This window comes from Rhizobium sp. CAU 1783 (genome assembly GCF_054551725.1).
This window is the reverse complement of the sequence record NZ_JBTOLM010000002.1, coordinates 1,148,950-1,169,680: the sequence shown is the minus strand read 5'-3', so window position 1 is coordinate 1,169,680 and position 20,731 is coordinate 1,148,950. Positions and strand designations below refer to the sequence as shown.

The 20,731-nt window shown below is 64.1% G+C and carries 24 protein-coding genes; 6 read left to right on the top strand and 18 right to left on the bottom strand.

Annotated features, from left to right (window positions below; all coding sequences use genetic code 11):
- Nucleotides 1-166: 166 nt before the first annotated feature.
- The 9 genes from ACX93L_RS12490 to ACX93L_RS12450 all read right to left on the bottom strand — a co-directional run bounded on the left by ACX93L_RS12490 (nucleotide 167) and on the right by ACX93L_RS12450 (nucleotide 8,884).
- On the bottom strand, nucleotides 167-595 hold the full coding sequence (locus ACX93L_RS12490) for a Ros/MucR family transcriptional regulator (RefSeq protein WP_169595414.1): 429 nt from the start codon (nucleotides 593-595) through the stop codon (nucleotides 167-169).
- Between the two features lie 472 nt (nucleotides 596-1,067).
- Nucleotides 1,068-1,406 (bottom strand): monovalent cation/H(+) antiporter subunit G, encoded by a 339-nt coding sequence (gene mnhG / locus ACX93L_RS12485; RefSeq protein ID WP_459405130.1) that lies wholly within the window; start codon nucleotides 1,404-1,406, stop codon nucleotides 1,068-1,070.
- Nucleotides 1,403-1,777, bottom strand: coding sequence for a cation:proton antiporter (locus tag ACX93L_RS12480; RefSeq protein WP_459405129.1), 375 nt, complete (start codon nucleotides 1,775-1,777; stop codon nucleotides 1,403-1,405). Before ACX93L_RS12480 ends, mnhG begins: the two co-directional genes overlap by 4 nt.
- Entirely contained in the window at nucleotides 1,774-2,247 is a 474-nt protein-coding gene (locus ACX93L_RS12475; RefSeq protein ID WP_459405128.1) for a Na+/H+ antiporter subunit E, read from the bottom strand. The genes ACX93L_RS12480 and ACX93L_RS12475 overlap by 4 nt, the downstream gene beginning before the upstream one ends.
- Entirely contained in the window at nucleotides 2,244-3,815 is a 1,572-nt protein-coding gene (locus tag ACX93L_RS12470; protein ID WP_459405127.1) for a Na+/H+ antiporter subunit D, read from the bottom strand. The genes ACX93L_RS12475 and ACX93L_RS12470 overlap by 4 nt, the downstream gene beginning before the upstream one ends.
- A gap of 252 nt (nucleotides 3,816-4,067) precedes the next feature.
- Entirely contained in the window at nucleotides 4,068-4,445 is a 378-nt protein-coding gene (locus ACX93L_RS12465; RefSeq protein ID WP_459405126.1) for a Na+/H+ antiporter subunit C, read from the bottom strand.
- A complete protein-coding gene (locus tag ACX93L_RS12460) occupies nucleotides 4,445-4,864 on the bottom strand; it encodes a Na+/H+ antiporter subunit B (RefSeq protein WP_459405125.1) in 420 nt (139 codons plus the stop codon). The genes ACX93L_RS12465 and ACX93L_RS12460 overlap by 1 nt, the downstream gene beginning before the upstream one ends.
- Nucleotides 4,861-7,290, bottom strand: coding sequence for a putative monovalent cation/H+ antiporter subunit A (locus ACX93L_RS12455; protein WP_459405124.1), 2,430 nt, complete (start codon nucleotides 7,288-7,290; stop codon nucleotides 4,861-4,863). Before ACX93L_RS12455 ends, ACX93L_RS12460 begins: the two co-directional genes overlap by 4 nt.
- Nucleotides 7,291-7,537: 247 nt before the next feature.
- A complete protein-coding gene (locus ACX93L_RS12450) occupies nucleotides 7,538-8,884 on the bottom strand; it encodes a ferredoxin reductase family protein (protein WP_459405123.1) in 1,347 nt (448 codons plus the stop codon).
- Nucleotides 8,885-9,085: 201 nt separating this feature from the next.
- Between ACX93L_RS12450 and msrB the strand changes: the two genes are divergently transcribed.
- Nucleotides 9,086-9,496 carry a peptide-methionine (R)-S-oxide reductase MsrB gene (gene msrB / locus ACX93L_RS12445; protein ID WP_459405122.1) on the top strand — a complete coding sequence of 137 codons (411 nt, stop codon included), beginning with the start codon at nucleotides 9,086-9,088 and terminating at the stop codon, nucleotides 9,494-9,496.
- A gap of 274 nt (nucleotides 9,497-9,770) precedes the next feature.
- Nucleotides 9,771-9,917, top strand: coding sequence for a hypothetical protein (locus ACX93L_RS12440; protein ID WP_459405121.1), 147 nt, complete (start codon nucleotides 9,771-9,773; stop codon nucleotides 9,915-9,917).
- Here the strand turns inward: ACX93L_RS12440 and ACX93L_RS12435 are convergent.
- Nucleotides 9,893-11,071, bottom strand: a complete 1,179-nt coding sequence (locus ACX93L_RS12435; protein WP_459405120.1) for a helix-turn-helix domain-containing protein — start codon at nucleotides 11,069-11,071, stop codon at nucleotides 9,893-9,895. The genes ACX93L_RS12440 and ACX93L_RS12435 overlap by 25 nt on opposite strands.
- A 64-nt stretch (nucleotides 11,072-11,135) precedes the next feature.
- On the opposite strand from ACX93L_RS12435, the gene ACX93L_RS12430 reads away from it, so the two are divergent.
- Nucleotides 11,136-11,873: a hypothetical protein gene (locus tag ACX93L_RS12430; RefSeq protein ID WP_459405119.1), complete on the top strand. Its 738-nt coding sequence runs from the start codon at nucleotides 11,136-11,138 to the stop codon at nucleotides 11,871-11,873.
- Between the two features lie 62 nt (nucleotides 11,874-11,935).
- Here the strand turns inward: ACX93L_RS12430 and ACX93L_RS12425 are convergent, their stop codons facing one another.
- Together ACX93L_RS12425 and ACX93L_RS12420 are read right to left on the bottom strand one after the other, a co-directional pair.
- Nucleotides 11,936-12,997 (bottom strand): DMT family transporter, encoded by a 1,062-nt coding sequence (locus tag ACX93L_RS12425; RefSeq protein ID WP_459405118.1) that lies wholly within the window; start codon nucleotides 12,995-12,997, stop codon nucleotides 11,936-11,938.
- Nucleotides 12,998-13,130: 133 nt separating this feature from the next.
- Nucleotides 13,131-13,628 carry a GNAT family N-acetyltransferase gene (locus ACX93L_RS12420; RefSeq protein ID WP_459405117.1) on the bottom strand — a complete coding sequence of 166 codons (498 nt, stop codon included), beginning with the start codon at nucleotides 13,626-13,628 and terminating at the stop codon, nucleotides 13,131-13,133.
- Nucleotides 13,629-13,772: 144 nt separating this feature from the next.
- Here ACX93L_RS12420 and ACX93L_RS12415 point away from each other — a divergent pair, with 144 nt between their 5' ends.
- Nucleotides 13,773-14,222, top strand: coding sequence for an ABZJ_00895 family protein (locus ACX93L_RS12415; RefSeq protein WP_459405116.1), 450 nt, complete (start codon nucleotides 13,773-13,775; stop codon nucleotides 14,220-14,222).
- Nucleotides 14,223-14,234: 12 nt separating this feature from the next.
- Here ACX93L_RS12415 and trhA read toward each other — a convergent pair whose 3' ends face one another.
- Nucleotides 14,235-14,888: a PAQR family membrane homeostasis protein TrhA gene (gene trhA, locus ACX93L_RS12410; protein ID WP_459405115.1), complete on the bottom strand. Its 654-nt coding sequence runs from the start codon at nucleotides 14,886-14,888 to the stop codon at nucleotides 14,235-14,237.
- A 256-nt stretch (nucleotides 14,889-15,144) separates the two neighbouring features.
- Between trhA and ACX93L_RS12405 the strand changes: the two genes are divergently transcribed.
- A complete protein-coding gene (locus ACX93L_RS12405) occupies nucleotides 15,145-15,519 on the top strand; it encodes an MAPEG family protein (RefSeq protein WP_169595430.1) in 375 nt (124 codons plus the stop codon).
- Between the two features lie 186 nt (nucleotides 15,520-15,705).
- Here ACX93L_RS12405 and ACX93L_RS12400 read toward each other — a convergent pair whose 3' ends face one another.
- Both ACX93L_RS12400 and ACX93L_RS12395 read right to left on the bottom strand, forming a co-directional pair.
- Nucleotides 15,706-16,026, bottom strand: a complete 321-nt coding sequence (locus ACX93L_RS12400) for a TraR/DksA family transcriptional regulator (RefSeq protein WP_459405114.1) — start codon at nucleotides 16,024-16,026, stop codon at nucleotides 15,706-15,708.
- A gap of 64 nt (nucleotides 16,027-16,090) precedes the next feature.
- Entirely contained in the window at nucleotides 16,091-16,501 is a 411-nt protein-coding gene (locus tag ACX93L_RS12395; RefSeq protein ID WP_169595432.1) for a universal stress protein, read from the bottom strand.
- 300 nt (nucleotides 16,502-16,801) lie between these two features.
- On the opposite strand from ACX93L_RS12395, the gene ACX93L_RS12390 reads away from it, so the two are divergent.
- Nucleotides 16,802-17,686, top strand: a complete 885-nt coding sequence (locus tag ACX93L_RS12390) for a VOC family protein (protein WP_459405113.1) — start codon at nucleotides 16,802-16,804, stop codon at nucleotides 17,684-17,686.
- A 145-nt stretch (nucleotides 17,687-17,831) separates the two neighbouring features.
- On the opposite strand, the gene ACX93L_RS12385 is transcribed toward ACX93L_RS12390, so the two are convergent.
- From ACX93L_RS12385 to ACX93L_RS12375, 3 genes are all read right to left on the bottom strand, one after another.
- Nucleotides 17,832-18,791: a TadE/TadG family type IV pilus assembly protein gene (locus ACX93L_RS12385; RefSeq protein ID WP_459405112.1), complete on the bottom strand. Its 960-nt coding sequence runs from the start codon at nucleotides 18,789-18,791 to the stop codon at nucleotides 17,832-17,834.
- Nucleotides 18,792-18,925: 134 nt separating this feature from the next.
- Nucleotides 18,926-19,735, bottom strand: coding sequence for a transglutaminase-like domain-containing protein (locus ACX93L_RS12380; protein WP_459405111.1), 810 nt, complete (start codon nucleotides 19,733-19,735; stop codon nucleotides 18,926-18,928).
- A 38-nt stretch (nucleotides 19,736-19,773) separates the two neighbouring features.
- Nucleotides 19,774-20,700, bottom strand: a complete 927-nt coding sequence (locus tag ACX93L_RS12375; RefSeq protein WP_459405110.1) for a transglutaminase family protein — start codon at nucleotides 20,698-20,700, stop codon at nucleotides 19,774-19,776.
- Nucleotides 20,701-20,731 lie beyond the last annotated feature (31 nt).

The following is a 20,731-nucleotide window of genomic DNA, read 5'->3' as shown; positions in this document are numbered from 1 at the left end:
GAGGCGGTCCGAAGTTATCCACAGCTGTTTTCGCTGAGGTATTTTGGATTCTTCAGGACGATTATGGGATTTATTTCCTCATCCAAAAACAAGAGAACCGGGCCTCACGGCCCGGTTTCGAAGATTCCGACGGTCGCAGCGGCTGGCGCCGGCGACCGGGATCCGGTCACTTGCCGCGCTTGCGGCGCTGGCCGAGGCCCATTTCCTTGGCGAGGCGCGAGCGCGCTTCGGCGTAGGCCGGGGCCACCATCGGGTAGTCGACCGGCAGGTCCCACTTTTCGCGGTATTCTTCCGGGCCGAGACTGTGGTGAGTCATCAGGTGACGCTTCAGCGACTTGAAGGCGCCGCCGCATTCGAGGCAGATGATCTGGTCGTCCTGGACCGACTTGCGCACCGCGACAGCCGGTTTCTGCTTTTCGATGACCGAAACGGTCGGGGCCGGGGTTGCCGTATTGCTCAATGCCGAATGCACATCGGCAATCAGATTGGCGAGGTCACCAACGGGTACTACATGATGGCTCACATAGGCCGCCACGATGTCTGCGGTCAGTTCCACCAGCAGATCATGGCTCTGGCCATGCGCGTTCTCTGTCATTTCGACACTCCTGTTCAACAGTCCTTGCCAGGCACCGGCATCTCCGCACGGCACCGCTCGTCAAGCCCTGGAAAAAGGCCGAATGCGCCCCGCCTTGTCGTCGCCGACATGGAATCCACCCCTAGATCCCGGCAGAACGCACCGAAACTTGTTCCGTCAGATCCTGATTTACAGGCTGTCTTCCCTGTCAATCACCGGTCCGACAGAGCACTTGCGAATACAAGTATCGGCTCAGAGATTGAAGCAACCGCGTGAGAAGCCAGATTTTTCAAGATCAGTGCTCAGCTAACTCGATTAGCACCATTCGGCCAAAAGTCCACTTAATATTTTTCACCAAATATGGGGTGACGGTGGGAAAACTTGTTTGCCTAATGCGAACAATTCTCACAATGCACCTACAAAAAAGCAGGAATTGCGCCAGAATCCGACACTTGCTTCGGCAATGTACTTGAACTGTCAACAATCCGACAGACTAGCCTTCGCTATCCTTCAGATCATCCACCACCGATATCGAAGACAGGCGATAGCCGACCTGATGGGCGGCCTTGGCAAGCAAGTGGGCGGAAACCGGCGCGGTGAGGACGAAGAAGAAGAATCCGGCGAGCGCGCGGCTGAAGATCGCGAGATCCGCAGCGTGGAAGCCGACTGCGAGCAGAATGAGCCCGGAGCCGACCGTGCCGGCCTTCGAGGCGGCATGCATGCGGGTGTAGAGATCGGGCAGCCGGTTGACCCCGATTGCGGCAACGAGCGCAAAGAGCGCGCCGACGACGATCAGAATGGCGGTGGAAAGGGCAACGGCATAAGCGATCATCGGCGCCCTCCCCTGTGACCCCTGGTTCGGGCATTGTGTCTTTGCATGTCCCTGCCCAGCACCGAACCATCCTCGTTCGGACGCTCGCCCCCGATTCCCCGCGCCAGGATGAAGCGGGCAAAGGCAACTGTCGCCAGGAAGCCTACGAGGCCGAGCGCAATCGCGATGTCGATGTAGAGCGTGTAGCCGGTGCGGATGGCGATGACGCCGATGAAGCCGATGGCAATGCCGACCAGCATGTCGAGCGCCAGCACCCGGTCGGGCAGCGTCGGCCCCTTCACCACGCGGTAGACCGTGGCGAGGAAGGCAATGCCGAGGATCACCAGTGCAACATGGCAGGCGACCTGGATGATGGTTTCGGGTCCGCTCATTCGAAGGCCTCCCGGATCTTGCGCTCGAAGCCCTCGGCGATGTCGCGGCGGGCACCCTCCAGGTCGGAGCAGTCGATGGCATGGACGAAGAGCGTCTTCCTGTCATCGGAGACGTCGACCGACAGCGTGCCCGGCGTCAGCGTGATGAGGTTGGCGAGCAGGGTGATCTCGAAATCGCGGGTGACCGTCAGTGGATAGGCGAAGATCCCCGGCTTGATCTCGAGCTTCGGGCTCACCACCATGAGGGCGACTTTCCAGGCCGATTTCGCCAGTTCGACGAAGAACAGCCAGGCGAGCGAGGCGATCTTCAGCACGCGGCGAATATAACCGGTGCCGTTGATCTGCTCGCGCAGAAGTCCAAGCGTCAGCGTCGACAGCAGAAACCCGAAGATCAGGTTGTGCAGCGAGGCGCTGCCGGTGACGGCGGCCCAGACGATCGCCATCAGGAGGTTGATCGCATAAAGGATCATGGCCGGCCTCCATTCGGGAAGACGGAATGGAAGTAGGCGGTCGGATCGGCGAGCCCGGTCGCCGCCTGCTGGCTGAGATCGACCAGCGCCTCGGGGAAGAAGCCGAACCACACGATCAGCGCCGTCAGGACGACGATCGGCAGCATGGCCGCAGGACTGGAGCGATCGGCAGGCACGGCTGCCGCCGAACTCCCGCCCTCCCCCGCCGCCGGGCGCCAATAGGCGAGCAGGAAGAGCCGGCCGAAGGCGATCGTGGTCAGGAAGCCCGACAGAAGGATCGCGCCGGCCAGCCACCAGGCGCCGATGTCGAGCGAGGCCTTGACCAGCATGGCCTTGGGCCAGAAACCGGAAAAGGGCGGCAGGCCGGAACCGGCGAAGAACAACGCGAGCGACAGGCCGGAGAACCAGGGCGCTGCGGCCCAGAGGCCCGCAACGTCGTGCAGCCGGTAGGAACCGGCGCGGCGCGCCACCTCGCCCGAGACGAGATAAAGCGCCGTCATCAGCAGGATCGAATGCAGCGCGTAGAAGATCGCCGCGGAAAGGCCGGCGATGCCGGCGATCGCGACACCGGCCAGCATGGAGCCGATGCCGGAGACGACGACGAAGCCGAGGAAGCGGCGAATGTCGGACTGGGCAAGCGCCCCCATGGCGCCGAGCAGCATGGTGAGCGCGGCCGCGACCGCGATGACGAGGCTCAAGGCCTCGCGCTCGACCGGCAGCAGCATCACCATGGTTCTCAGCAGCGCATAGACCCCGACCTTGGTCAGCAGGCCGGCAAACAGTGCGGACACGACCACACGGGGCGTGTGGTAGGAGGCGGGCAGCCAGAAATTGACCGGGAAAGCCGCCGCCTTCATGCCGAAGGCCAGCAGGAACAGCGTGGCAAGCGTCATCAGCGGCGCGGTCTCACGCAGGTCCCCCGCCTTGGCCGCGATGTCGGCCATGTTGAGCGTGCCGAAGATCGCGTAGAGATAGCCGACCGATATCAGGAAGAGCGTCGTGCCGATCAGGTTCAGCACCGCGTATTTCACGGCGCCGTCGATCTGCTCGCGCTCCGAGCCCAGCACCAGCAGGCCGAAGGAGGAGATCAACAGGACTTCGAACCAGACATAGAGGTTGAAGATGTCGCCGGTCAGGAAGGCGCCGGAGACGCCGGCCATCATCACCATCAGGAACGGATAGAAACCGTAGCGCCGGCCGCTCGCATCAATATCCCGAAGCGCATAGATGGCGCCGGCAAGGGCGGCAAGGGCAGCCGTCAGCGCCAGCAGCGCGCCGGTGAGGTCGACGGTGAAGGCAATGCCGAAGGGCGGCAGCCAGCGGCCCATCATCATGGTGACCGGACCGGCGGCGACCACATGGCCGACCAGCAGCAAATCGACCAGCACCATGACCGCAAGGCCGAGGATCGCGACATAGGGATGAAGGCGCGTCGAATGGCGCAGCATCATCAGCAGCGCGCCGCTCCCGAGCCCGATCGCCACCGGCAGGATGGTCAACCATTCGGCGGCGCCGGTGGGCACCATGACGAGGGCATGGGAGAGATCGACGGGGGTCGAGGAGGCCATCAGCGGGCACCTCCCTCTGACGTATGGTTTTTGCGTCCCTCATCCGCCTGCCGGCACGTTCTCCCCGTTCTGACGGGGAGAAGGGACGAGCGGCGAACGCCCGGCCCCCTCTCAGGTCTCATGGGGCAAACGCCGAACAGTGGGCTAAGGCGTCTGCGGCGGGCACCGGCTAAGCGGTGCACACGTCCCCTCTCCCCGCCTGCGGGGAGAGGGTTAGGGTGAGGGGCAATCGTCGACGACATCATCATGCGCTCAATATCCCATCGGCGGCAGCGGTTCGGACGTCGGTTCGGCGACGCGCATGTCCGTCGTGTCGTCGGTGCCGAGGTCCTGGTAGGCGCGGTAGGTGAGCACCAGCAGGAAGCAGAAGAAGGAGAAGGAAATCACGATCGCGGTCAGGATGAGAGCCTGGGGGAGCGGGTTGGCGGCGCCGGCGGCAAGGGTGTCGGCGCCTTGCGGGATGATCGGCGGCACCTCGCGCGTCAGGCGCCCGGCGGTGAAGAGCAGCAGGTTGACGGCATTGCCGAGCAGGGCGACGCCGAGCAGCACGCGGACGATGTGTTTCGACATCATCAGATAGAGTGCGGCGGCAAAGAAGATGCCGACCAGGCCGGAGAACAGGACTTCCATCAGCCGTCATCCCTTTCCTCGAGTGCGAGGGCGATCGAGGTGATCGCTCCGACCACGACCAGATAAACGCCGACGTCGAAAGACATCACGGTGGCGAGCGGAACCTCAACCCCGAAGATCTGCGGATAGACCCAAAGGCCGGTCATGAAGGGCACGCCGAACACCGCCGACAGGAGGCCGGAGAGCGTGGCGAGCAGCAGGCCGGCGCCCGCGATCGACATCGGGTGGAACCAGAGCGCCCGGCGGACCGCCTGAACGCCGAAGGCAATGCCGTAGATGGCAAAGCCGGAGGCGGCGATCAGCCCGCCGATGAAGCCGCCGCCCGGTTCGTTATGACCGCGCAGCAGCACGAAGATCGAGAAGAGCAGCATCAGCGCGGTGATGAAGGGGGCGAAGGTGCGGAAGATGACCGTGTTCATTTCGACTGCTCCTGCCCCTTGCCCTGCCCTTGGCCATTCCCCGGGCCCTTGGTCTTGCGTTTGCCGGGGCTCTTCAGGGCGGTGCCCGTCTGCTGCGCCGGCGCGACAGGCACGGCGCGGATGCGGATCAGGGCGAGGATAGCGAGCCCGGTGATCATCACCACGGCGATCTCGCCGAGCGTATCGGTGCCGCGGAAGTCGACGATGATGACGTTGACCACATTGGCGCCGTGGGCGATCACCTTGGAATAGGTGTTGAAGAAGTCGGTGAGCGCGGTGTCGAAGGGCACTTGCGTCGACTTCAGGAGCATCAGCGCGAAACCGAGGCCGGCGGCAATGGCGATCGACGCATCGATCAGCAGTTCCGGCAAAGTTCGGTGGTCGCTCGGCGACAGCCTGATGCGGGTCATGACCAGCGCCAGGATGACCACCGAAAGGGTCTCGACCATGAACTGGGTAAACGACAGGTCCGGCGCGCCGAAGAGCAGGAAGAGCACGGCCACGGCAAAGCCCTGAATGCCGAGCGAGACGATCGCCGTCAGGCGGTCGCGGGCGGCCAGCACGGCGGCGACGCCGACCAGTGCAATGACGAAGAACGAGGCTTCATGGAAGCGCAACTCCGCCGGCCAGGCGGGCATGGCCGGAAGCTCGCCGTAGACGAAGGGCGGCACCAGCAGGACAAGCGCCAGCAGGAGGAAGGTGAAGGTGACATAGACTTCCAGCCGGCCGTTCTGCACGAAGCGCGTGACGGCGAAGGAGATCCGGACGAGGCCGGAGACGAAATGGTCGAAGCCGCGGTCCGGACCGGGACCGAGGATGTCGAGCAGGCGGACCATCAGGGCGCGGGCGCGGGCAAGGCCGAGATAGATCGCAACGCCCACGATCACCGTCATCACCGAAAGAGCGAGCGGCAGGCCGAGATGCGGCACGAGGCTGATCGTCACCGCTTCCGGCTTTCCGGCGACGGCGCTCGCCATCGGCGAGGACACGGCAGCATGAAAGGGGCCGGAAAAGATCGCGGCGGCGAGCCCCAGGATCGACAACACGAGCGGACCGAGCCAGAGCAGGACCGGGCCTTCATGGGCCTTTTTCGGCGTTGCGACCTTCGGACCGAGGAAGGGTTTCAGCGCCACGGCGAAGGCGATCGCGAACATCAGCGCATTGCCGGCGATCGCCACCACGGTGAAGACGATCGCGCGCGGATCCGGACCGGCGAGCGCGGCATAGATCTCCTCCTTGGCGAGGAAGCCGAAGAAGGGCGGAAGGCCGGCCATCGAGACCGCGGCGAAGAGGGCGGACAGGAAGGTGAGCGGCATCGCGACGCGCAGCCCGCCGAGCCTCGTCACGTCGCGGGTGCCGGCCTCGTGGTCGATGATGCCGGCGACCATGAAGAGCGCGCCCTTGAACAGCGAGTGGGCGACGAGATAGAGCACAGCCGCCTCGATCGCATAGGGCGAGCCGAAGCCGGTCAGCATGACCAGAAGCCCGAGCGAGGCGACCGTCGTATAGGCGAGCATGAGCTTCAGGTCGGTCTGGCGGATCGCAAGGCTGGCGCCGACGAGCAGCGTGATGCCGCCGAAGAAGGGAAGCAGGATTTCCCAGGCGGGGGTTTCGCCCATCACCGGATTGAGCCGCATCAGCAGGTAGACGCCGGCCTTCACCATGGTCGCCGAATGCAGGTAGGCGGACACCGGGGTCGGCGCCTCCATGGCGTTGGGCAGCCAGAAATGGAAGGGGAACTGCGCCGACTTGGTGAAGGCGCCGCCGAGCACCAGGAAGAGGGCCGCCGCGTAGAACGGGCTCTGGCGCAGAAGCTCGCCCGAATGCAGGAGCAGCGAGAGCTGGGTCACGCCAGTGATGTTCCAGATGAAGAAGAGGCCGGCGAGGAGCAGCAGCCCTCCCCCGCCGGTGACGACGAGGGCCTGAAGGGCGGCGCGGCGCGAGGCCTCGCGCTCATGGTCGAAGCCGATCAGCAGGAAGGAGGTGATCGAGGTGAGCTCCCAGAAGACGAAGAGCATCAGGAAGCTGTCGGACACCACGACGCCGAGCATGGCGCCCATGAACATCAGGATGAAGGAGAAGAAACGGCCGTGATGCGGATGGCCCTTCAGGTAGCCGCCGGCATACAGCACGATCAGCGTGCCGATGCCGGTGATCAGCAACGCGAAGGTGAGCGACAGGCCGTCGAGATACCAGGAAAAGGAAAGGTTCAGGCTCGGCACCCAGGCATAACCGCCGGTGACGACCTCGCCATTGGCGATCTCGGGGACGAAACGGAGGAAATGGACAAAGGCGGCGAGCGGTGCGAGCGCCAGCAGCCAGGCGGCGCCGGCACCAAGACGGGCGGTGACGACAGGGGCAAGCAGCGCGCCGGCAAAGGGCAGAAGCATGGCCGTCAATGTCAGTCCGGCGACGTCGTTGAGCATACCCATCCCTGATCAAACATGAAACAATCCGCCCTCAAAGAAGGACGGAACGAGGGTTCCGTGTTAGGGCAAAGACAGACGCGCCTCAAGAAAAAACGGGAAAAACCCTTTTCACATCGGCGTTTGTCAACGCTTTACATTGTGTCGGCAGACCTGCTTTCGACAGACTTGCCACGCGACCGAACTGCCCTACCGTCGTGTGGCAGAATGAAAGCGTGGAAGCGGAGGGGCGATCGGTGATCCGGGTTCACCGCATGGAGAAGAGCTCCTGGTGGAAGCTCTTCCTGACATCGAGCCCCTCGCCTGCAAAGTCGCGCTTGAGCGCGTCCGCAAAGCCGATGGGACCGCAGAACCAGATGCTTGCCTCCCGCCATTCGGGGACCACGGCACGGATGCGCTCACCGGTGAGCAGGCCATCGCGGGCATTGACGAGGATGTGCAGGCGCACGTCGGCCGCAGCGGCGTCAGCGCCCAACCTCGCAAACGCTTCGTCGTCCAAATCTGCAGAAGAGTGGAAGAGGTCGATCACCTGCTGGCTGCGTCGTTCGGGCGACATCGCCGCGAGGTATTTCATCCGGGCGATGAAGGGGGTGATGCCGATGCCCCCGCCGATCCAGATCTGGCGCGGACAGTCGTCGTCGAAGGTGAAACGGCCATAGGGGCCTTCGACCTTGACCTCCTGGCCGACACTCAGCGTATCGGGGAGACGGCTCGTATAGTCTCCCAGCGCCTTGGTGATGAAGGTGACATGGCCGTCGGCGGGCTTCCAGGCGGAGGCGATGGTGAATGGGTGTGCGCCCTCGCCCTTGTCCGAGGTGACGAAAGCGAACTGGCCGGGCTGGTGGCCTTGCCAGCCGGGCTGCATCTTGATGTCGATCTCAAGCGCCCGGACACCGGGATAATTGGTGAGGGAGGTGATGCCACCCATGGCCTGCCGGCTGACGCCCACACGCCGCAAGAGGACGATGACCGCTGCCACCGCGCCGGAAACAAGGAAGACGGCCAGGACGATCCCGACCGGCTGGGTCCAGTAGCCGAACTGCGTGAGCACCACGGTATGGAAGGCCAGGACAAGATAGGTGATGGCCAGAATCCGGTGAGTCTTGAAAAACCACCAATAGGGAAAGCGCGGGATCAGCGCGAGGGCAATCAGCAGGATGGAGAGATAGAACGCCCATTCGCCCAATCCCTCGGCGGGACCGCGCAGGCCTGCCAGGAACTGCTGGATGGGGTTTTCGATCTCCGGCCTCGCTCCGCGCTCGGGGCGCGTGATGAGACCGAGGTCGACCGCCCATCCCGGCGCTTCAAGCCAAAGCCAGTGGGCAATCGACAAAACAAGCGCCGAAATTCCGAGCCATTTGTGCAGGCGGTACATCTTGTCGAGCCCACCGAACCAGGTTTCCGGCCAGCCGGGCCGAAGTGCCAGCACCATCGCCATGCTCATGGCGCCGATGGCAAGCACGCCACTATACTGGATCATGGCGGCGCGCAGCGCGAAGACATTCGCGGACTGGAACACGCCCGGCTCGGCGGCCAGCCACAACAGGCTCAACAGCGCCAGCGCGCCCCACAAGGCAAGCTTGATATTCCGCATGGCACGCTTCCCTTTTTAGACAAGAGCGGTCGGCTTCCAGGGGCGAAAACGGATGCACCCCAGCTTTGCCGAATATTTCGCTGACGATAGATGATTCCATTGTACCGACAAACCATCTCCGCGATGACGGACGGCGGACGGCCCAATTGCCGCGGAGCGATCGCCACCCTATCTATGGACCCAGACAAGGGAGCTTTACCAATGAGCGACATGACCAAGCCGAAGATCGAGAAGTCCGATGCCGAATGGCGCGAGCAGCTGACGCCGGAGCAATATCGCATCCTGCGCGAGCACGGCACGGAGCGGGCGTTTACCGGCCCCTACTGGGACAGTTTCGAAAAGGGTCTCTATCGCTGCGCGGCCTGCGAAACGCCGCTCTTCTATTCCGACACGAAATTCGACGCGGGCTGCGGCTGGCCGAGTTATTTCGAACCGGTCTCGCCGGGTGCCGTCACCGAACATCGCGACATGTCGTTCGGCATGGTCAGGACCGAAATCCGCTGCGCCACCTGCGGCGGCCATCTCGGCCACGTCTTCCCCGACGGCCCGAAGCCGACAGGGCTGCGCTACTGCATCAACGGGCATTCGATGGTGTTCGAACCGGTGGAGTGAGGGGAAATCGTAGGCGGCTTCGTTTGACTCCAGGACCAATTCTGACCCTCACCCTGACCCTCTCCCCGCATGCGGGGAGAGGGGATTGCCCCGGCGGTGCCTCGTGTCCCTTCTCCCCGTCAGGACGGGGAAAAGGTGCCGGCAGGCGGATGAGGGGCAGCCTCGAGCGTGGTTCAGTGAAGGTGCGGATCAGCGTGAGGGCAGGCCTGCTCCATCAGGACTTTCTCAATCCCTCGAGGGTAAGGTGCGGCCAGACTGATAAGGAGCATGCCCGATGAGCAATGTCGTCGAATTCAAGAAGCCGCCGAAGCCGAAGGAGCCGAAGAAGCCCAATCCGGCCCTGCGCAAGGTCTTGATCGTTCTCGGCGTCGTTGCCGCCTTCGCTCTCGCCTGGGCCTATTTCCAGTTCGTCGGCGGCTGAGCAGCCAAGTCCGTGCGGTCGGCACCTGCCTGTTCTGCGCGCCAGCGCGTGGGACTGAGACCCGTCACCCGCCGAAACTCCCGATTGAAATTCGACTTGGTCATGAAACCCGCCTCGAAGACGACGCGGGTGACCGGCATGTCCGTTTCCGAGAGGAGCCGGCAGGCCTCGGCAATGCGGAAATTGTTGACGTATTGCGAAACGCTGATGCCGTGGACGCGGTTGACCGCCTGGGACACGGCGCGTGAGGGCAGGCCCATGCGACGGGCGAGCTTGCCGAGATTGAGCCCGGTGTCTGCATAGAGACGCCGCTCGCGCACCAACCGGTCGAGGCCGGCTGCGATGGCCTCGTCCTCGCCAGACGTTTCGGGCGTCGCTGCATCCGTCGTGGCTTCATCGTCCGATGACGCCTCCTCCGCCTCGCCCGACCCCTCTTCCGTGCCGACGACGACCGCCGCGATGCCGAGCAGGAAAAGAATGACCGTCGTGGCCGCCGAAACGACCGTCGCGGAATGCTGCCCGCCGCCGAGGGCGAAGTCGAGGCTGATGGCGATGTCGGTCAAGGCCGAGGACATCAGCGTCAGGGCGGCGAGCAACAGCGAGCGATGGGAGCGCAACGATCCGTCGAGACGCGAGGCGACGAGCCCGTCGGTGCCGAGGCGGGCAAGCCAGGCCAGGGCCGCGCCATAGCCGAGGAACTCGGCAATAATCAAAAGATCGACCGCGTTGCGCCACAGAAGAAGCAATCCGCACAGGGCGATCGTCGGAAGAAGATGCGGCCAGTCGCGCACGGATATGCCGCTCGCCCCGTCGCGGGCGAGATCGCGGAAGGCCAGATAGGTCAACGGCGGCACAAGGCTCGCCAGGATCGACAGGAGCGGCAGGATGCCCATCACGCCATAGCCCCATCGCAATCCGACCAGCAGGGTCTGCACGGCATAGAGAGCCACGAGCAGGACGAAGAGGTGATTGCGCGCAAGGCTTTCGCGCCCCTGCAGCAGGAGCCGCACGAGAAAGGTTGCAAGGAAAAGCGATACGGCAAAGGACAGCGGGATGAAGATCATGGGCAACAGGAGGGCAAGGGTGAAGCGAATGGTCCGGTGACACGGATATGGCCCGAAATCGCGTTCGAGGTCGACCTCAAACGCGATCAAGGTCGTCCGCCGGGTGCCGGACATGCTCGATGGGGTTCACTGCAATCCCAAAGGAGCATGACCGATGAAACCGAAAACCGTCCTTTTCTCCGTCGCAGGTACCATCCTCGCCCTTGCGTTGATCGATGCCGGCGTCGCCTTCATTTCCAGCCGCGACAGCCTCGCCGGGCCGGTTGACCTCTCCAGGGTCTCGGCCATCCGGGTCGAAGGATCCGCAAGCGACATCCGGATCTCGACCGCGGCAAGCGGCCCGCATGTCGCCGAACTGAAGGGAACGCGCCACGGCTGGGGCGCGATCTGGCATTCGGGCTGGTTTTCCGACGCCTGCCCGGCCAACGGCAACCTGCGAATCGACGGCAATACCCTGATCGTCGACGTGGGTTCGGCGCCGCGCCTGTTCGACTGGTCGGACTGCACGATGGAGCTTACAGCCCATCTTCCGTCCGGCGCGGCGGTCGTCGTCAACCAGAAGGCGGCGCGCACACGCCTCGACGGCGATTTCTCCGTGGTCGACATCCGCAGCGATGCCGGAGACGTGACGGTCGACGGGCATGCCGACAGCCTGACGATATCAGGCGCAGCGCTGCGGGCGCGGATCACCTACGAGCGGGTGATGCAGAACGAGGCGATCGCGATTTCCGGCAAGATGCTCGACGCGACGCTGCGCTTCTTGCAGCCGACCACGATCAGCTACCTGGTGGAGGCAACCGCGTCCTTCGTCGACAGCGCGCTACCGAACACGCCGGGGGCAAAGCCGTCGATCATCATCCGCGGCGAAATGCTGCGCGCGCGGATCGAATAGCGGCACGTGAACGACCGACCGTCGCGGCAGGGAAGCCGATGCCAGTCGGCCATCGGCGGCGATCACTGGTGGCTGTGGCCGTGATGCAGGTCGGGATAGTGCGGATGCTTGTGGCGGAGCGGCTCGTGGCGATGCCAGTGGGAGTGCGGCTCGGTGACCGGGCCGTCATGGCTGTGCCGGTGGTGCTCGTCATGCACATGGGCATGGTCGTGCGCCAGCGCGTCATGGCTGTGTTCGTGCTCGTGCCGTTCGGTCAGATGCAGCCAGAGGCCGAGAGCCATCAGCAGCCCGGCCGAGACCAGCCCGGGTGTCACGGCCTCGCGGAACATCAGCACCGACACAAGCGCGCCAATGAAGGGGGCGAGCGAAAAATAGGCGCCCGTCCGGGCCGTGCCGAGGTGGCGGAGCCCCAGCATGAACATGACCAGGCTGAGCCCGATGCCGAGGAAGCCGACCACGGCACCGGCGGCCACCAGCGTGACAGGCGGCCAGGCGGCGCCGAAGACGAGCGCCAGCGTCAGGTTGGTGCAGCCGGCGACCAACCCCTTGATCATGGCGATCTGCACGGGATCGGCAGACGACAGCTTGCGCGTCAGGTTGTTGTCGATGCCCCAGCACAGGCAGGCGGCCGCCACGAAGAGGCCGCCCGCGTCGAGGCTCAGCCCCGCGCCGTTCCAGGAGAGAAGCACTGCGCCTGCGAGTATCGCCGCCGCGCCGAGAAGCAGGCGCCGGTCGACATTTTCGCGAAAGACCAGCCAGGCGATCGCCATCGTCGCCAGGCCTTCGAGATTGAGAAGCAACGAGGCCGAGGAGGCGGCGGTCAGCGACAGGCCGAGCATGAGGAAGAGCGGCCCCAGCACACCGCCGAAGAGGACGACCGCCGCAAGCCAGGGCAGATCGCCGCGCGACAGCGGCGCCTCCTCGTTGGGCAGGGCGAGCGCGGCGCGGGCCCGGGCGAGGATGGCAAGACCGAGGCCGGCGCCGAGATAGAGGATGCCCGCCAGAAGCCACGGATCGATCGCACCGACGAGCAGCTTGGACATCGGCGCCGACAGGCCGAAGAGAAGGGCCGATCCGAGCGCCAGCGGCACCCCGGGCCAGAGATGGGAGTGCGAATGCGCCATGGCGAAAGGTCTCCGGAAAGGTGCCGCAGCCTAGGCCGAAGCCTTGCTCACCGCAACCGGCGAAGATCGCCCCGCCCCGGGGTCAAAGCCGGATCGCAGTCGGATCACAGTCGGGTCACAGGGGCCTTGAGCCTCAAAGCATCAGTTCCATCGCGGCGAGGTCGAGCCAGCGACCGAATTTCTGGCCGACCTCGCGGTGAATGCCGACGAGGCGGAAGCCGAGGCGTTCGTGAAGGGCGATCGACGCTGCGTTGCCGGCCTCGATGGCGGCGATCATGACATGTTTGCCGCTGGCGCGGGCATGGTCGATCAGCGCCAGCATCAGCGCCTTGCCGAGGCCGGCGCCGCGGCTGTTCTTGTCGACATAGACCGAATGCTCGACGGTGTGGCGATAGCCGTCGAAGGCGCGCCAGTCACCATAGGAGGCATAACCGGCGACCCGGCCGTCGACCTCGGCCACCAGCACCGGAAAGCCCTTGGTGCGGCGCAGTTCCAGCCAGGCGCGACGGTTGTCGACATCGATCAGCACGTCGTTCCAGATCGCCGTCGTGTGCTCGACGGCGTGGTTGTAGATGTCGCGGATGGCGACAAGATCGGCTTCGACGGCGTCGCGGATGATGAGATTGGTCATGGCTTGCTCTTGCATTTGTGGACCAGGAGGAACCGGATGGTCGTGGCGGGCGAAGCTATAGGGTCGGTTGCATTACCGGGAAAGACACCGTTAGACTGTGCCCCAGTATTTTTATCACCAAGTCGTGCTGCGGGGATTTTTTCCATGCCAAGTTTCATCGTGCCGATGGCAATCCGTTACGTGCTCGTCTCTCTGGGCATCACGGTTGCGGTGACTGCTGTCGTTACCGGACTGACTGCTTATGGATACATAAACGACAAGCCAAGTAGCCTCGGTCATCTCGTGGTGATTGGTGCGGGAATGTGGGCGGGCATCTATTTCGCCAAACAGACCGGGCGGCCTGCAGAATGGAGCGAATGCTTCCGGATCGGTGCGGTGCTGATGGTGCTGCAGATTGCGCTCTCGGCCGCCATCACAATCGGTTTCATGATCCTGCCAGGCGGCGAGCTCGCAGACCTTACAGCGGATTTCGATCCAGAATTCCTCGGGCTGCTTGCCGCTTTGCTCTCCTTCACCTCCCTGATCTACTGGGTTGCGACCGCCGCCTTCATGAGGATGGGTTCGAAGTCGGCGCTCAAGACCAGGAAGACCTGACGGTCAGCCCGCTCAGTGGCCGATGGCGGTGACCACGGCGGAGTAATGCACGGCGGCGGCGGTGACGACGAAGCCGTGCCAGATGGCGTTCTGGAAGCGCAGGCGTTCCCAGACATGGAAAATCACGCCGGCGGAGTAGATGCAGCCGCCGATGATGATCAGGAGCACGGTGATGCCGGGCAACGTCTTCGAAATCGGGCCGAGCGCCATCGCCCCGCTCCAGCCCATGGCGAGGTAGAGCAGGATGGCGAGCTTGTCGTAGCGGCCGGGGAAACGGCACTTCAGATAGATGCCGACGAAGGCGGTCGCCCAGATGCCGAAGAGCAGCGTCAGGATCACCCAGTCATGGGCGCCCTTGACCAGGAAGGGCGTATAGGTCGCGGCGATCAGCACGAAGATCGCCGAATGGTCGAAGCGGCGCAGGATCCACTTGGTGCGCGAATGCGGCCACATGTTGTAGGTGAAGGACACGGCGAGCGCGATGACGAGGCCGAGGCCGTAGATCCAGGCGGCGGCCATTTCGGCATAGCTCGTCCAGACGGTGGCATAGAAGATCAGGGCCGTGGCACCGATCAGCGCGAAGACCACGCCGACGCCGTGGACGATGCCATCGGCCACCAGCTCGTGAAAATCATAGGCGCGCCCGAAGCGGAAATGGTCGGTCATGGCGTGTCAGTCCCAAAAGCCCGGATCGAAAAGACGATCATGACTCATCATGTGCAAATTTCCAGTTACCTTATCGGGTGGCGGCGATCGGGAAAAGGGCCGAGGCCTTCACCTTGTGTCGCAGGCAGCCGCTCTCCGTGACATCGCGCGACAGTGAAGCGCGGGAGCCCCCGGCAAAACCGCTATACAGGCCGGCGCGGCATGTTCTAACATCCGAGGCCATTGCCATCCCGAGCTTTCGATCAAGGAATATTCGATGCGCTTTACCGTGCTCGCCACCTTTGCGGCGCTGGTCGCCTATGTCTGGTTTCTGCTCAAGGTGGCGCGGGCGCGCCAGCAGTTCGGCGTCGAGGCGCCGAAGACGACGGGCAATGCCGACTTCGAACGGATCTTTCGCGTGCAGCAGAACACGGTCGAGCAGCTGGTGCTGTTCCTGCCCTCGCTCTGGCTGTTCGGCTTTTATGTTTCCGACGCGCTGGCGGGCCTCCTCGGCCTCGCCTGGACGGCGTCGCGGGTGCTCTATGCGGCTGAATATTATGCCGACGCCAAGAAGCGCGGCCCGGGCGCCGCACTCACCTTCCTGATCGGCATCATCCTGCTTGTCGGCGGCACGATCGGCGCGCTGATCTAGGGCACAGCGGCCGCGCGGGGAACGAAAAAGGGAGCGTCCCTGCGCCCCCTTCCCGGCATTGCTGCATTTCGGCCTGCCTTGCACCCCTGCGCGCAGGCCGCCCCTCATCCGCCAGCCGGCACCTTCTACCCGCAAAAACGGGGAGAAGGAACAAGCGGCAGCGGCCGTTCGTCCCCCGACGAAACGTCACGCGCCCGAGGCGCATTCCTGGCAGAGCGGGGCATAGGGCACCGCGTCGAGGCGTTTTTCGGCGATCGGCTCGCCGCATTTGGCGCAGATGCCGAAGGAGCCCTTGGCGATGCGGTCGAGGGCGGCGTCGATCGCCTTCAGCTCCTTCTCGCCGACCTGACCGAATTCCTCCAGCACCTCGTCGTTTTCGGCCTCGATCGCCTGTTCCTCGCTGTCCTGGTCGCGCGCGCGGGAAAGATCGGTGTCGATCTTCTTCAGGCGGCTGAGGATCTCGTTCTGGCGGTCGCGCAGGATCTTTTCATATTTTTCGGTGTTCATGCGGGCAGTTTCCTCGGTTTCTTCTTGTTGTTCGTGGCGGGTTGTTCGTCGCGGCCGGTCCGGCTCAGCGATCGACCAGCACCGAGCACTTGGAATGGCGCACCACGCGGTCGGCGGTCGCGCCGATCAGGTAGTTGGCGAGATCCGGCTTGTGCGAGGCGATGATGACCAGATCGGCGCCGTGCTCGTTGGCAGCGGCGAGGATCTCGCGGGCCGGTGCGCCGGAACGGATCTCGACGCGAGCCTCGATGCCGGTCTTTTCCTTCAGCTCGACGAGCTTGCCCTTGCCGTCCTTGATCGCGCCCTCGATGGCATCGACCGGCAGTTCGATGGTGATGTAGCCCGGCATGTCCTCGATGACCGTCAGGAGGATGATTTCGCCGCCGGCATCCAGAAGGGTTGCTGCCTTGCGCAGGATCTGTTCGCCGCGCTCGAGGGCTGCGCAATCCACCGGAACCACGATCTTCTTGTACATGACCTTCTCCTATCCGGGCGGATCCAGACGCGGCCCGCCTCCCTTTCTTCCATCCTACATTCCTTCGCACGGCCTGTCGCCGCATTGATCAGGATCAATTTTCACGAGGCATGATCGTCAACGATCATCGAACGATAAATCTCCATTATCCGATCTTTCGTGAACGACGCCGAAGGCGCATATTCCTTTTCGACAATACAGGAACCTGGACCGGCCAGGCGCCAAAGGCAACCGCAGGGACCGCGGAGAAGCGGTACGCAGGCCGGCGCCGACGCTGTCCACGGCAAGGAGCCAAACCAGATGTCAGATGCAGCCCTTTCCTCCGAAGCCGAAAGCTTCGCCCTCACCCGCCCGATCCATGTCGGTCGCAGCCATCTCGTGGTTTCCGACCTCGACACTGTCTCGTCCTTCTACCAGGACATGCTCGGACTTTCGCTGATCGACAAGAGCGCGAGCGGGGTCACGCTCGGCGCCGGCACCCGGCCGCTGCTGACGCTCACCACCGCCCGGGACGTTTCCCGCCAGCCGCGCAACGCGGCCGGCCTGTTCCACACCGCCTTCCTCTTGCCCGACCGCGAGGAGCTCGGCCACTGGCTCGCCCATGCCGTTTCGCGTGGCGTCCGGCTCGACGGCGCCTCCGACCACCTGGTTTCCGAGGCGATCTACCTCTCCGACCCGGAAGGAAACGGCATCGAGATCTATCGCGACCGCCGGCCGGACGAATGGAATTTCAAGGCCGACGGCACTGTGGAGATGGCGACCTACGGGCTGGACCTGCAGGGGCTCTATGACGCGGCGCCGAAAACCCCGTGGGGCGGCATGACCGAGCGCGCCGCGATCGGCCACATCCACCTGCAGGTGGGCAATATTCCGGAGGCCGACCGGTTCTACGAAGGTGTGCTGGGGCTCAAGAAAATGGCGGTCTATCCGGGCGCGAGCTTCTTCGGCGCGGGCACCTATCACCACCACATCGCCGCCAATATCTGGAACAGCCGCGGCGCCACCACCCGCAGCACCGGCATGGCGGGCCTTTCGGACTATTCGCTGACCTTCAACGACCAGTCCGCCCTCGACAAGGCGCTCGCCACGCTGGACGGCCTTGAAATCCCGGTCAACCGCACGGCGGAAGGCCATGCGCTGAAGGACCCGTGGGGCATCGGCCTGACGCTCACCGCGGCGGCCTGACCGACAAGGTCGTTTCGGATAAAATCAGGAGCGGCCGCGAGAAGCGGCCGCTCCTTCTTTTTTGCGTTTTGCCCGGACATTTTCGCGCGGGGGCTGGTCCGCGACGGTTCCGATCCCCGCCGTCGTGTTCGGATCGGATGACGCCTTACTTGGTCAGCCGGACGAACTGGCCGTTCGGGGCGCAGTAGGAGGTGGCGGTGTAGAAGAAGTCCTGGCGCGCCCAGCCGCCGCCGTCTTCCCAGGCGTGGTTCGAGGTCTTGCCGCATTCGAGGATGCTTTCGAGCGGGCTCGTCACGCCCTGCGGCAGCTGCACGCCGTCGACGAACAGGTAATGCGTCGTGTCCGGATTGTCGGTGCGCAAAGTGAGATTGTAGGTCCTGTCGGCATTCCGGTTGCTCGCCGAACAGGTCACCTTGGAATTCGAGACCGTCGCCTTCTGGTTCAGGCCGCAGCCGTCGTTCTTGATCTCCATCTTGAGGATCAGCGCGGCATAGTCGCCGAGCTCCAGGGTGGTCTGCGGCGAGACGACCATGGTGCCCTGGCCGCTGTCCGCCTGGGTGGTCGGCTGGTAGGTGACCGTCCCGACCACCTCTTCCGCGGTGCTTTTCGGTCGCACGACGATGATCGACACCTTCTTGTAGTACCAGCCCTGGGCCTTGGTGGGCACGAAGGTGATCTTCTTCGGCTTCATCGGGCTGATCGCGGTCGAGACGACGCCGATATCGGTCGTGCCGCGCCCGACGATACCCATGAAGGCATTGGTCGAGGCGCTATCCATCGTCACGCTCAGGGACTGCCCGTCGAGCTTGACGTCGTAGGTGGTCCCGGCCGGCAGCTTTTCCGCATAGGATTTGAGGATCGACTGCGCGGTCGAAATCGCCACCGAGGCATTGGTGCCGTCATACTGCCCGCCACCGGCGAGCGCCGCGCTGTCGGCGAGCGCCTGCAGGTGCTCGCGTTCCGACGACGCATTGGTATAGTCGAGCGCCACGCCGACCGACAGCACCAGCGGAATCGCCACCAGCGCGGTGATCATGCCGAAATTGCCATCACGGAGGCGCATCAGTCGCCCGAAGGCCTGCCCCAGATCCCAACCGCGCCGCATCACCGAACCCCCGAACTCCAAACAATCGTCGGGATCATAAGGGCGATAGGTTACCGACGCGTGGACAAGGCTTTTCTGATTTAAGAAAATTTGATGAACAAGGGCGTGGTTTTTTGGCGCAGCTCCCAGCCGGTTCAGGCGGGGATCTCGTCGGTCACGACTTCGAAGCGTTTCAGGATAGCCGGACCGAAGGCGGTCGAGAGGGCGACGTCGGTCGCGTCGCGACCGGTGGCCATCAGGATGCGTCCGATGCGCGGGGTGTTGTGGCGAGCATCGACCGTGAACCATCGCCCGCTCAGATAGACCTCGAACCAGGCGCTGAAATCCATCGGGTTGGGATCCTTCGGCACGCCGATGTCGCCGAGGTAGCCGGTGCAGTAGCGCGCCGGGATGTTCATGCAGCGGCACAGGGTGATGGCGAGGTGGGCGAAGTCGCGGCAGACGCCAGTCCGGTCCGTGAAACCGCCAAAGGCCGTCCGAAGCGGGTCGGCCCTGGTGTAGTCGAAGGTGATGCGGTCGTGCGTGAAGTCGAGGATCGCCTGCACGCGGGGCCAGCCGAGTGGGGTTCCGGCAAAGGTCTTCCACGCAAAATCCGCCAGACGGTCGGTGTCGCAGTAGCGGCTGCCGAGGAGGAAGACGAGCACGTCGTCGGGCAGGTGGCTGATGTCATGCTGGATCGCGTCTGTGGGAATGGGGTCCGGCAGACCACTGTCGTAGATGTCGAACGAGGTCGAGATCGTCGTCAGGCCGGCCGGCGCCAGGATACGGCTGCAGGCATTGCCGAAGACGTCGGTGTAACCCCATGCCTCGACCGGGCGGTCGAAACTCAGGACCTGTTCGGTCATCAGATCGACCCGCCGGGAGGGGTGGATGTTCAGGACCAGGAGCATTGCGGTTTCGTGTTCGCATTCATAGCCCAGATGAAAGCCGGCGCGTATCTTCATGTGGATGTCATCCCTTGCGTTAGCATTCATCAGAGCCTTCAACGCGCGGACATGGAAGGGCGTTCCGTCGCCCCTTCACTCTGTGCCGCGCCGCCCTCGCTGGTCACGTTGACCTGCACCTGCATTCCCTCGAAATCGCGCGCGCGCCCGACATAGCTCCCTGACAGCGGAACTGCCTGCTTCGGATCTCGCGCGACGCCGACGCGGATCAGATCCCGGCTTCCGACGATGCCGTTGGTCGGATCGAACTCGACCCAGCCGGCACCGGGCAGGTAGACCTGGCACCAGGCATGGGTGGATCCTCCACCGAGCGTGGTCGAACCGTCCCGGTCGGGGACGTAGATATATCCGGTGACAAAACGGGCTGCGAAACCGAGCGAGCGGACCGCCTCCATCATCAGCAGCGCGAAATCGCGGCAGGTGCCGCTGCGCAGTCGCAGGGTCTCGCCGGGCGGCTGTGTGCCGTGCTCGCTTCTGCGGGTGTAGACGAAGCTCTGGCGGATCGCATAGCACAGGGTCATCAGCACATGCCCGGTCCGCACCATCTCGCCGGCCGGCACGAACTGGCGGGCCCATTTCCCGACCTCGTCTCCAGGGTCGGGATAGTGCCGCAGCACGGTCCGCCCGAGGTCGATCGCCTCGTCGGCGTCGTAGGAGAACGGAAAGGCGAGCGATCGCTCGTCCTGCTCGAGATCAAGGGGAACATGGATGGTATGGTCCACACGGATCGCGGTTTCCACCCGCAGTTCGGACGCCTTGCCGGAAATGTCGATCAAGGCGATGCAGTTGCCGAAGACATCGTGGATCCAGCGCACGGCGGCCGGCTCGGGAGTGACTGTGAGGCTGCAGCTGAACAGGGTCTGATCGAAGCTGTCACGCGGGCGAAACATCAGCCGGTGCTGTTCGAACCTGACGGGCCTCCTGTAGCGATAGGAGGTTATGTGGCGTACCGAGAAGATCATCATTTCGTCCCAGTGTCTGGCAAACCGGCGCCGG

What these genes read in the sequence shown, in the direction of transcription:
- ACX93L_RS12490 (WP_169595414.1), bottom strand. Translation starts at nt 595, where the DNA reads ATGACAGAGAACGCGCATGGCCAGAGCCATGATCTGCTGGTGGAACTG.
- mnhG (WP_459405130.1), bottom strand. Translation starts at nt 1,406, where the DNA reads ATGATCGCTTATGCCGTTGCCCTTTCCACCGCCATTCTGATCGTCGTC.
- ACX93L_RS12480 (WP_459405129.1), bottom strand. Translation starts at nt 1,777, where the DNA reads ATGAGCGGACCCGAAACCATCATCCAGGTCGCCTGCCATGTTGCACTG.
- ACX93L_RS12475 (WP_459405128.1), bottom strand. Translation starts at nt 2,247, where the DNA reads ATGATCCTTTATGCGATCAACCTCCTGATGGCGATCGTCTGGGCCGCC.
- ACX93L_RS12470 (WP_459405127.1), bottom strand. Translation starts at nt 3,815, where the DNA reads ATGGCCTCCTCGACCCCCGTCGATCTCTCCCATGCCCTCGTCATGGTG.
- ACX93L_RS12465 (WP_459405126.1), bottom strand. Translation starts at nt 4,445, where the DNA reads ATGGAAGTCCTGTTCTCCGGCCTGGTCGGCATCTTCTTTGCCGCCGCA.
- ACX93L_RS12460 (WP_459405125.1), bottom strand. Translation starts at nt 4,864, where the DNA reads ATGAACACGGTCATCTTCCGCACCTTCGCCCCCTTCATCACCGCGCTG.
- ACX93L_RS12455 (WP_459405124.1), bottom strand. Translation starts at nt 7,290, where the DNA reads ATGCTCAACGACGTCGCCGGACTGACATTGACGGCCATGCTTCTGCCC.
- ACX93L_RS12450 (WP_459405123.1), bottom strand. Translation starts at nt 8,884, where the DNA reads ATGCGGAATATCAAGCTTGCCTTGTGGGGCGCGCTGGCGCTGTTGAGC.
- msrB (WP_459405122.1), top strand. Translation starts at nt 9,086, where the DNA reads ATGAGCGACATGACCAAGCCGAAGATCGAGAAGTCCGATGCCGAATGG.
- ACX93L_RS12440 (WP_459405121.1), top strand. Translation starts at nt 9,771, where the DNA reads ATGAGCAATGTCGTCGAATTCAAGAAGCCGCCGAAGCCGAAGGAGCCG.
- ACX93L_RS12430 (WP_459405119.1), top strand. Translation starts at nt 11,136, where the DNA reads ATGAAACCGAAAACCGTCCTTTTCTCCGTCGCAGGTACCATCCTCGCC.
- ACX93L_RS12425 (WP_459405118.1), bottom strand. Translation starts at nt 12,997, where the DNA reads ATGGCGCATTCGCACTCCCATCTCTGGCCCGGGGTGCCGCTGGCGCTC.
- ACX93L_RS12420 (WP_459405117.1), bottom strand. Translation starts at nt 13,628, where the DNA reads ATGACCAATCTCATCATCCGCGACGCCGTCGAAGCCGATCTTGTCGCC.
- ACX93L_RS12415 (WP_459405116.1), top strand. Translation starts at nt 13,773, where the DNA reads ATGCCAAGTTTCATCGTGCCGATGGCAATCCGTTACGTGCTCGTCTCT.
- trhA (WP_459405115.1), bottom strand. Translation starts at nt 14,888, where the DNA reads ATGACCGACCATTTCCGCTTCGGGCGCGCCTATGATTTTCACGAGCTG.
- ACX93L_RS12405 (WP_169595430.1), top strand. Translation starts at nt 15,145, where the DNA reads ATGCGCTTTACCGTGCTCGCCACCTTTGCGGCGCTGGTCGCCTATGTC.
- ACX93L_RS12400 (WP_459405114.1), bottom strand. Translation starts at nt 16,026, where the DNA reads ATGAACACCGAAAAATATGAAAAGATCCTGCGCGACCGCCAGAACGAG.
- ACX93L_RS12395 (WP_169595432.1), bottom strand. Translation starts at nt 16,501, where the DNA reads ATGTACAAGAAGATCGTGGTTCCGGTGGATTGCGCAGCCCTCGAGCGC.
- ACX93L_RS12390 (WP_459405113.1), top strand. Translation starts at nt 16,802, where the DNA reads ATGTCAGATGCAGCCCTTTCCTCCGAAGCCGAAAGCTTCGCCCTCACC.
- ACX93L_RS12385 (WP_459405112.1), bottom strand. Translation starts at nt 18,791, where the DNA reads ATGCGGCGCGGTTGGGATCTGGGGCAGGCCTTCGGGCGACTGATGCGC.
- ACX93L_RS12380 (WP_459405111.1), bottom strand. Translation starts at nt 19,735, where the DNA reads ATGAAGATACGCGCCGGCTTTCATCTGGGCTATGAATGCGAACACGAA.
- ACX93L_RS12375 (WP_459405110.1), bottom strand. Translation starts at nt 20,700, where the DNA reads ATGATGATCTTCTCGGTACGCCACATAACCTCCTATCGCTACAGGAGG.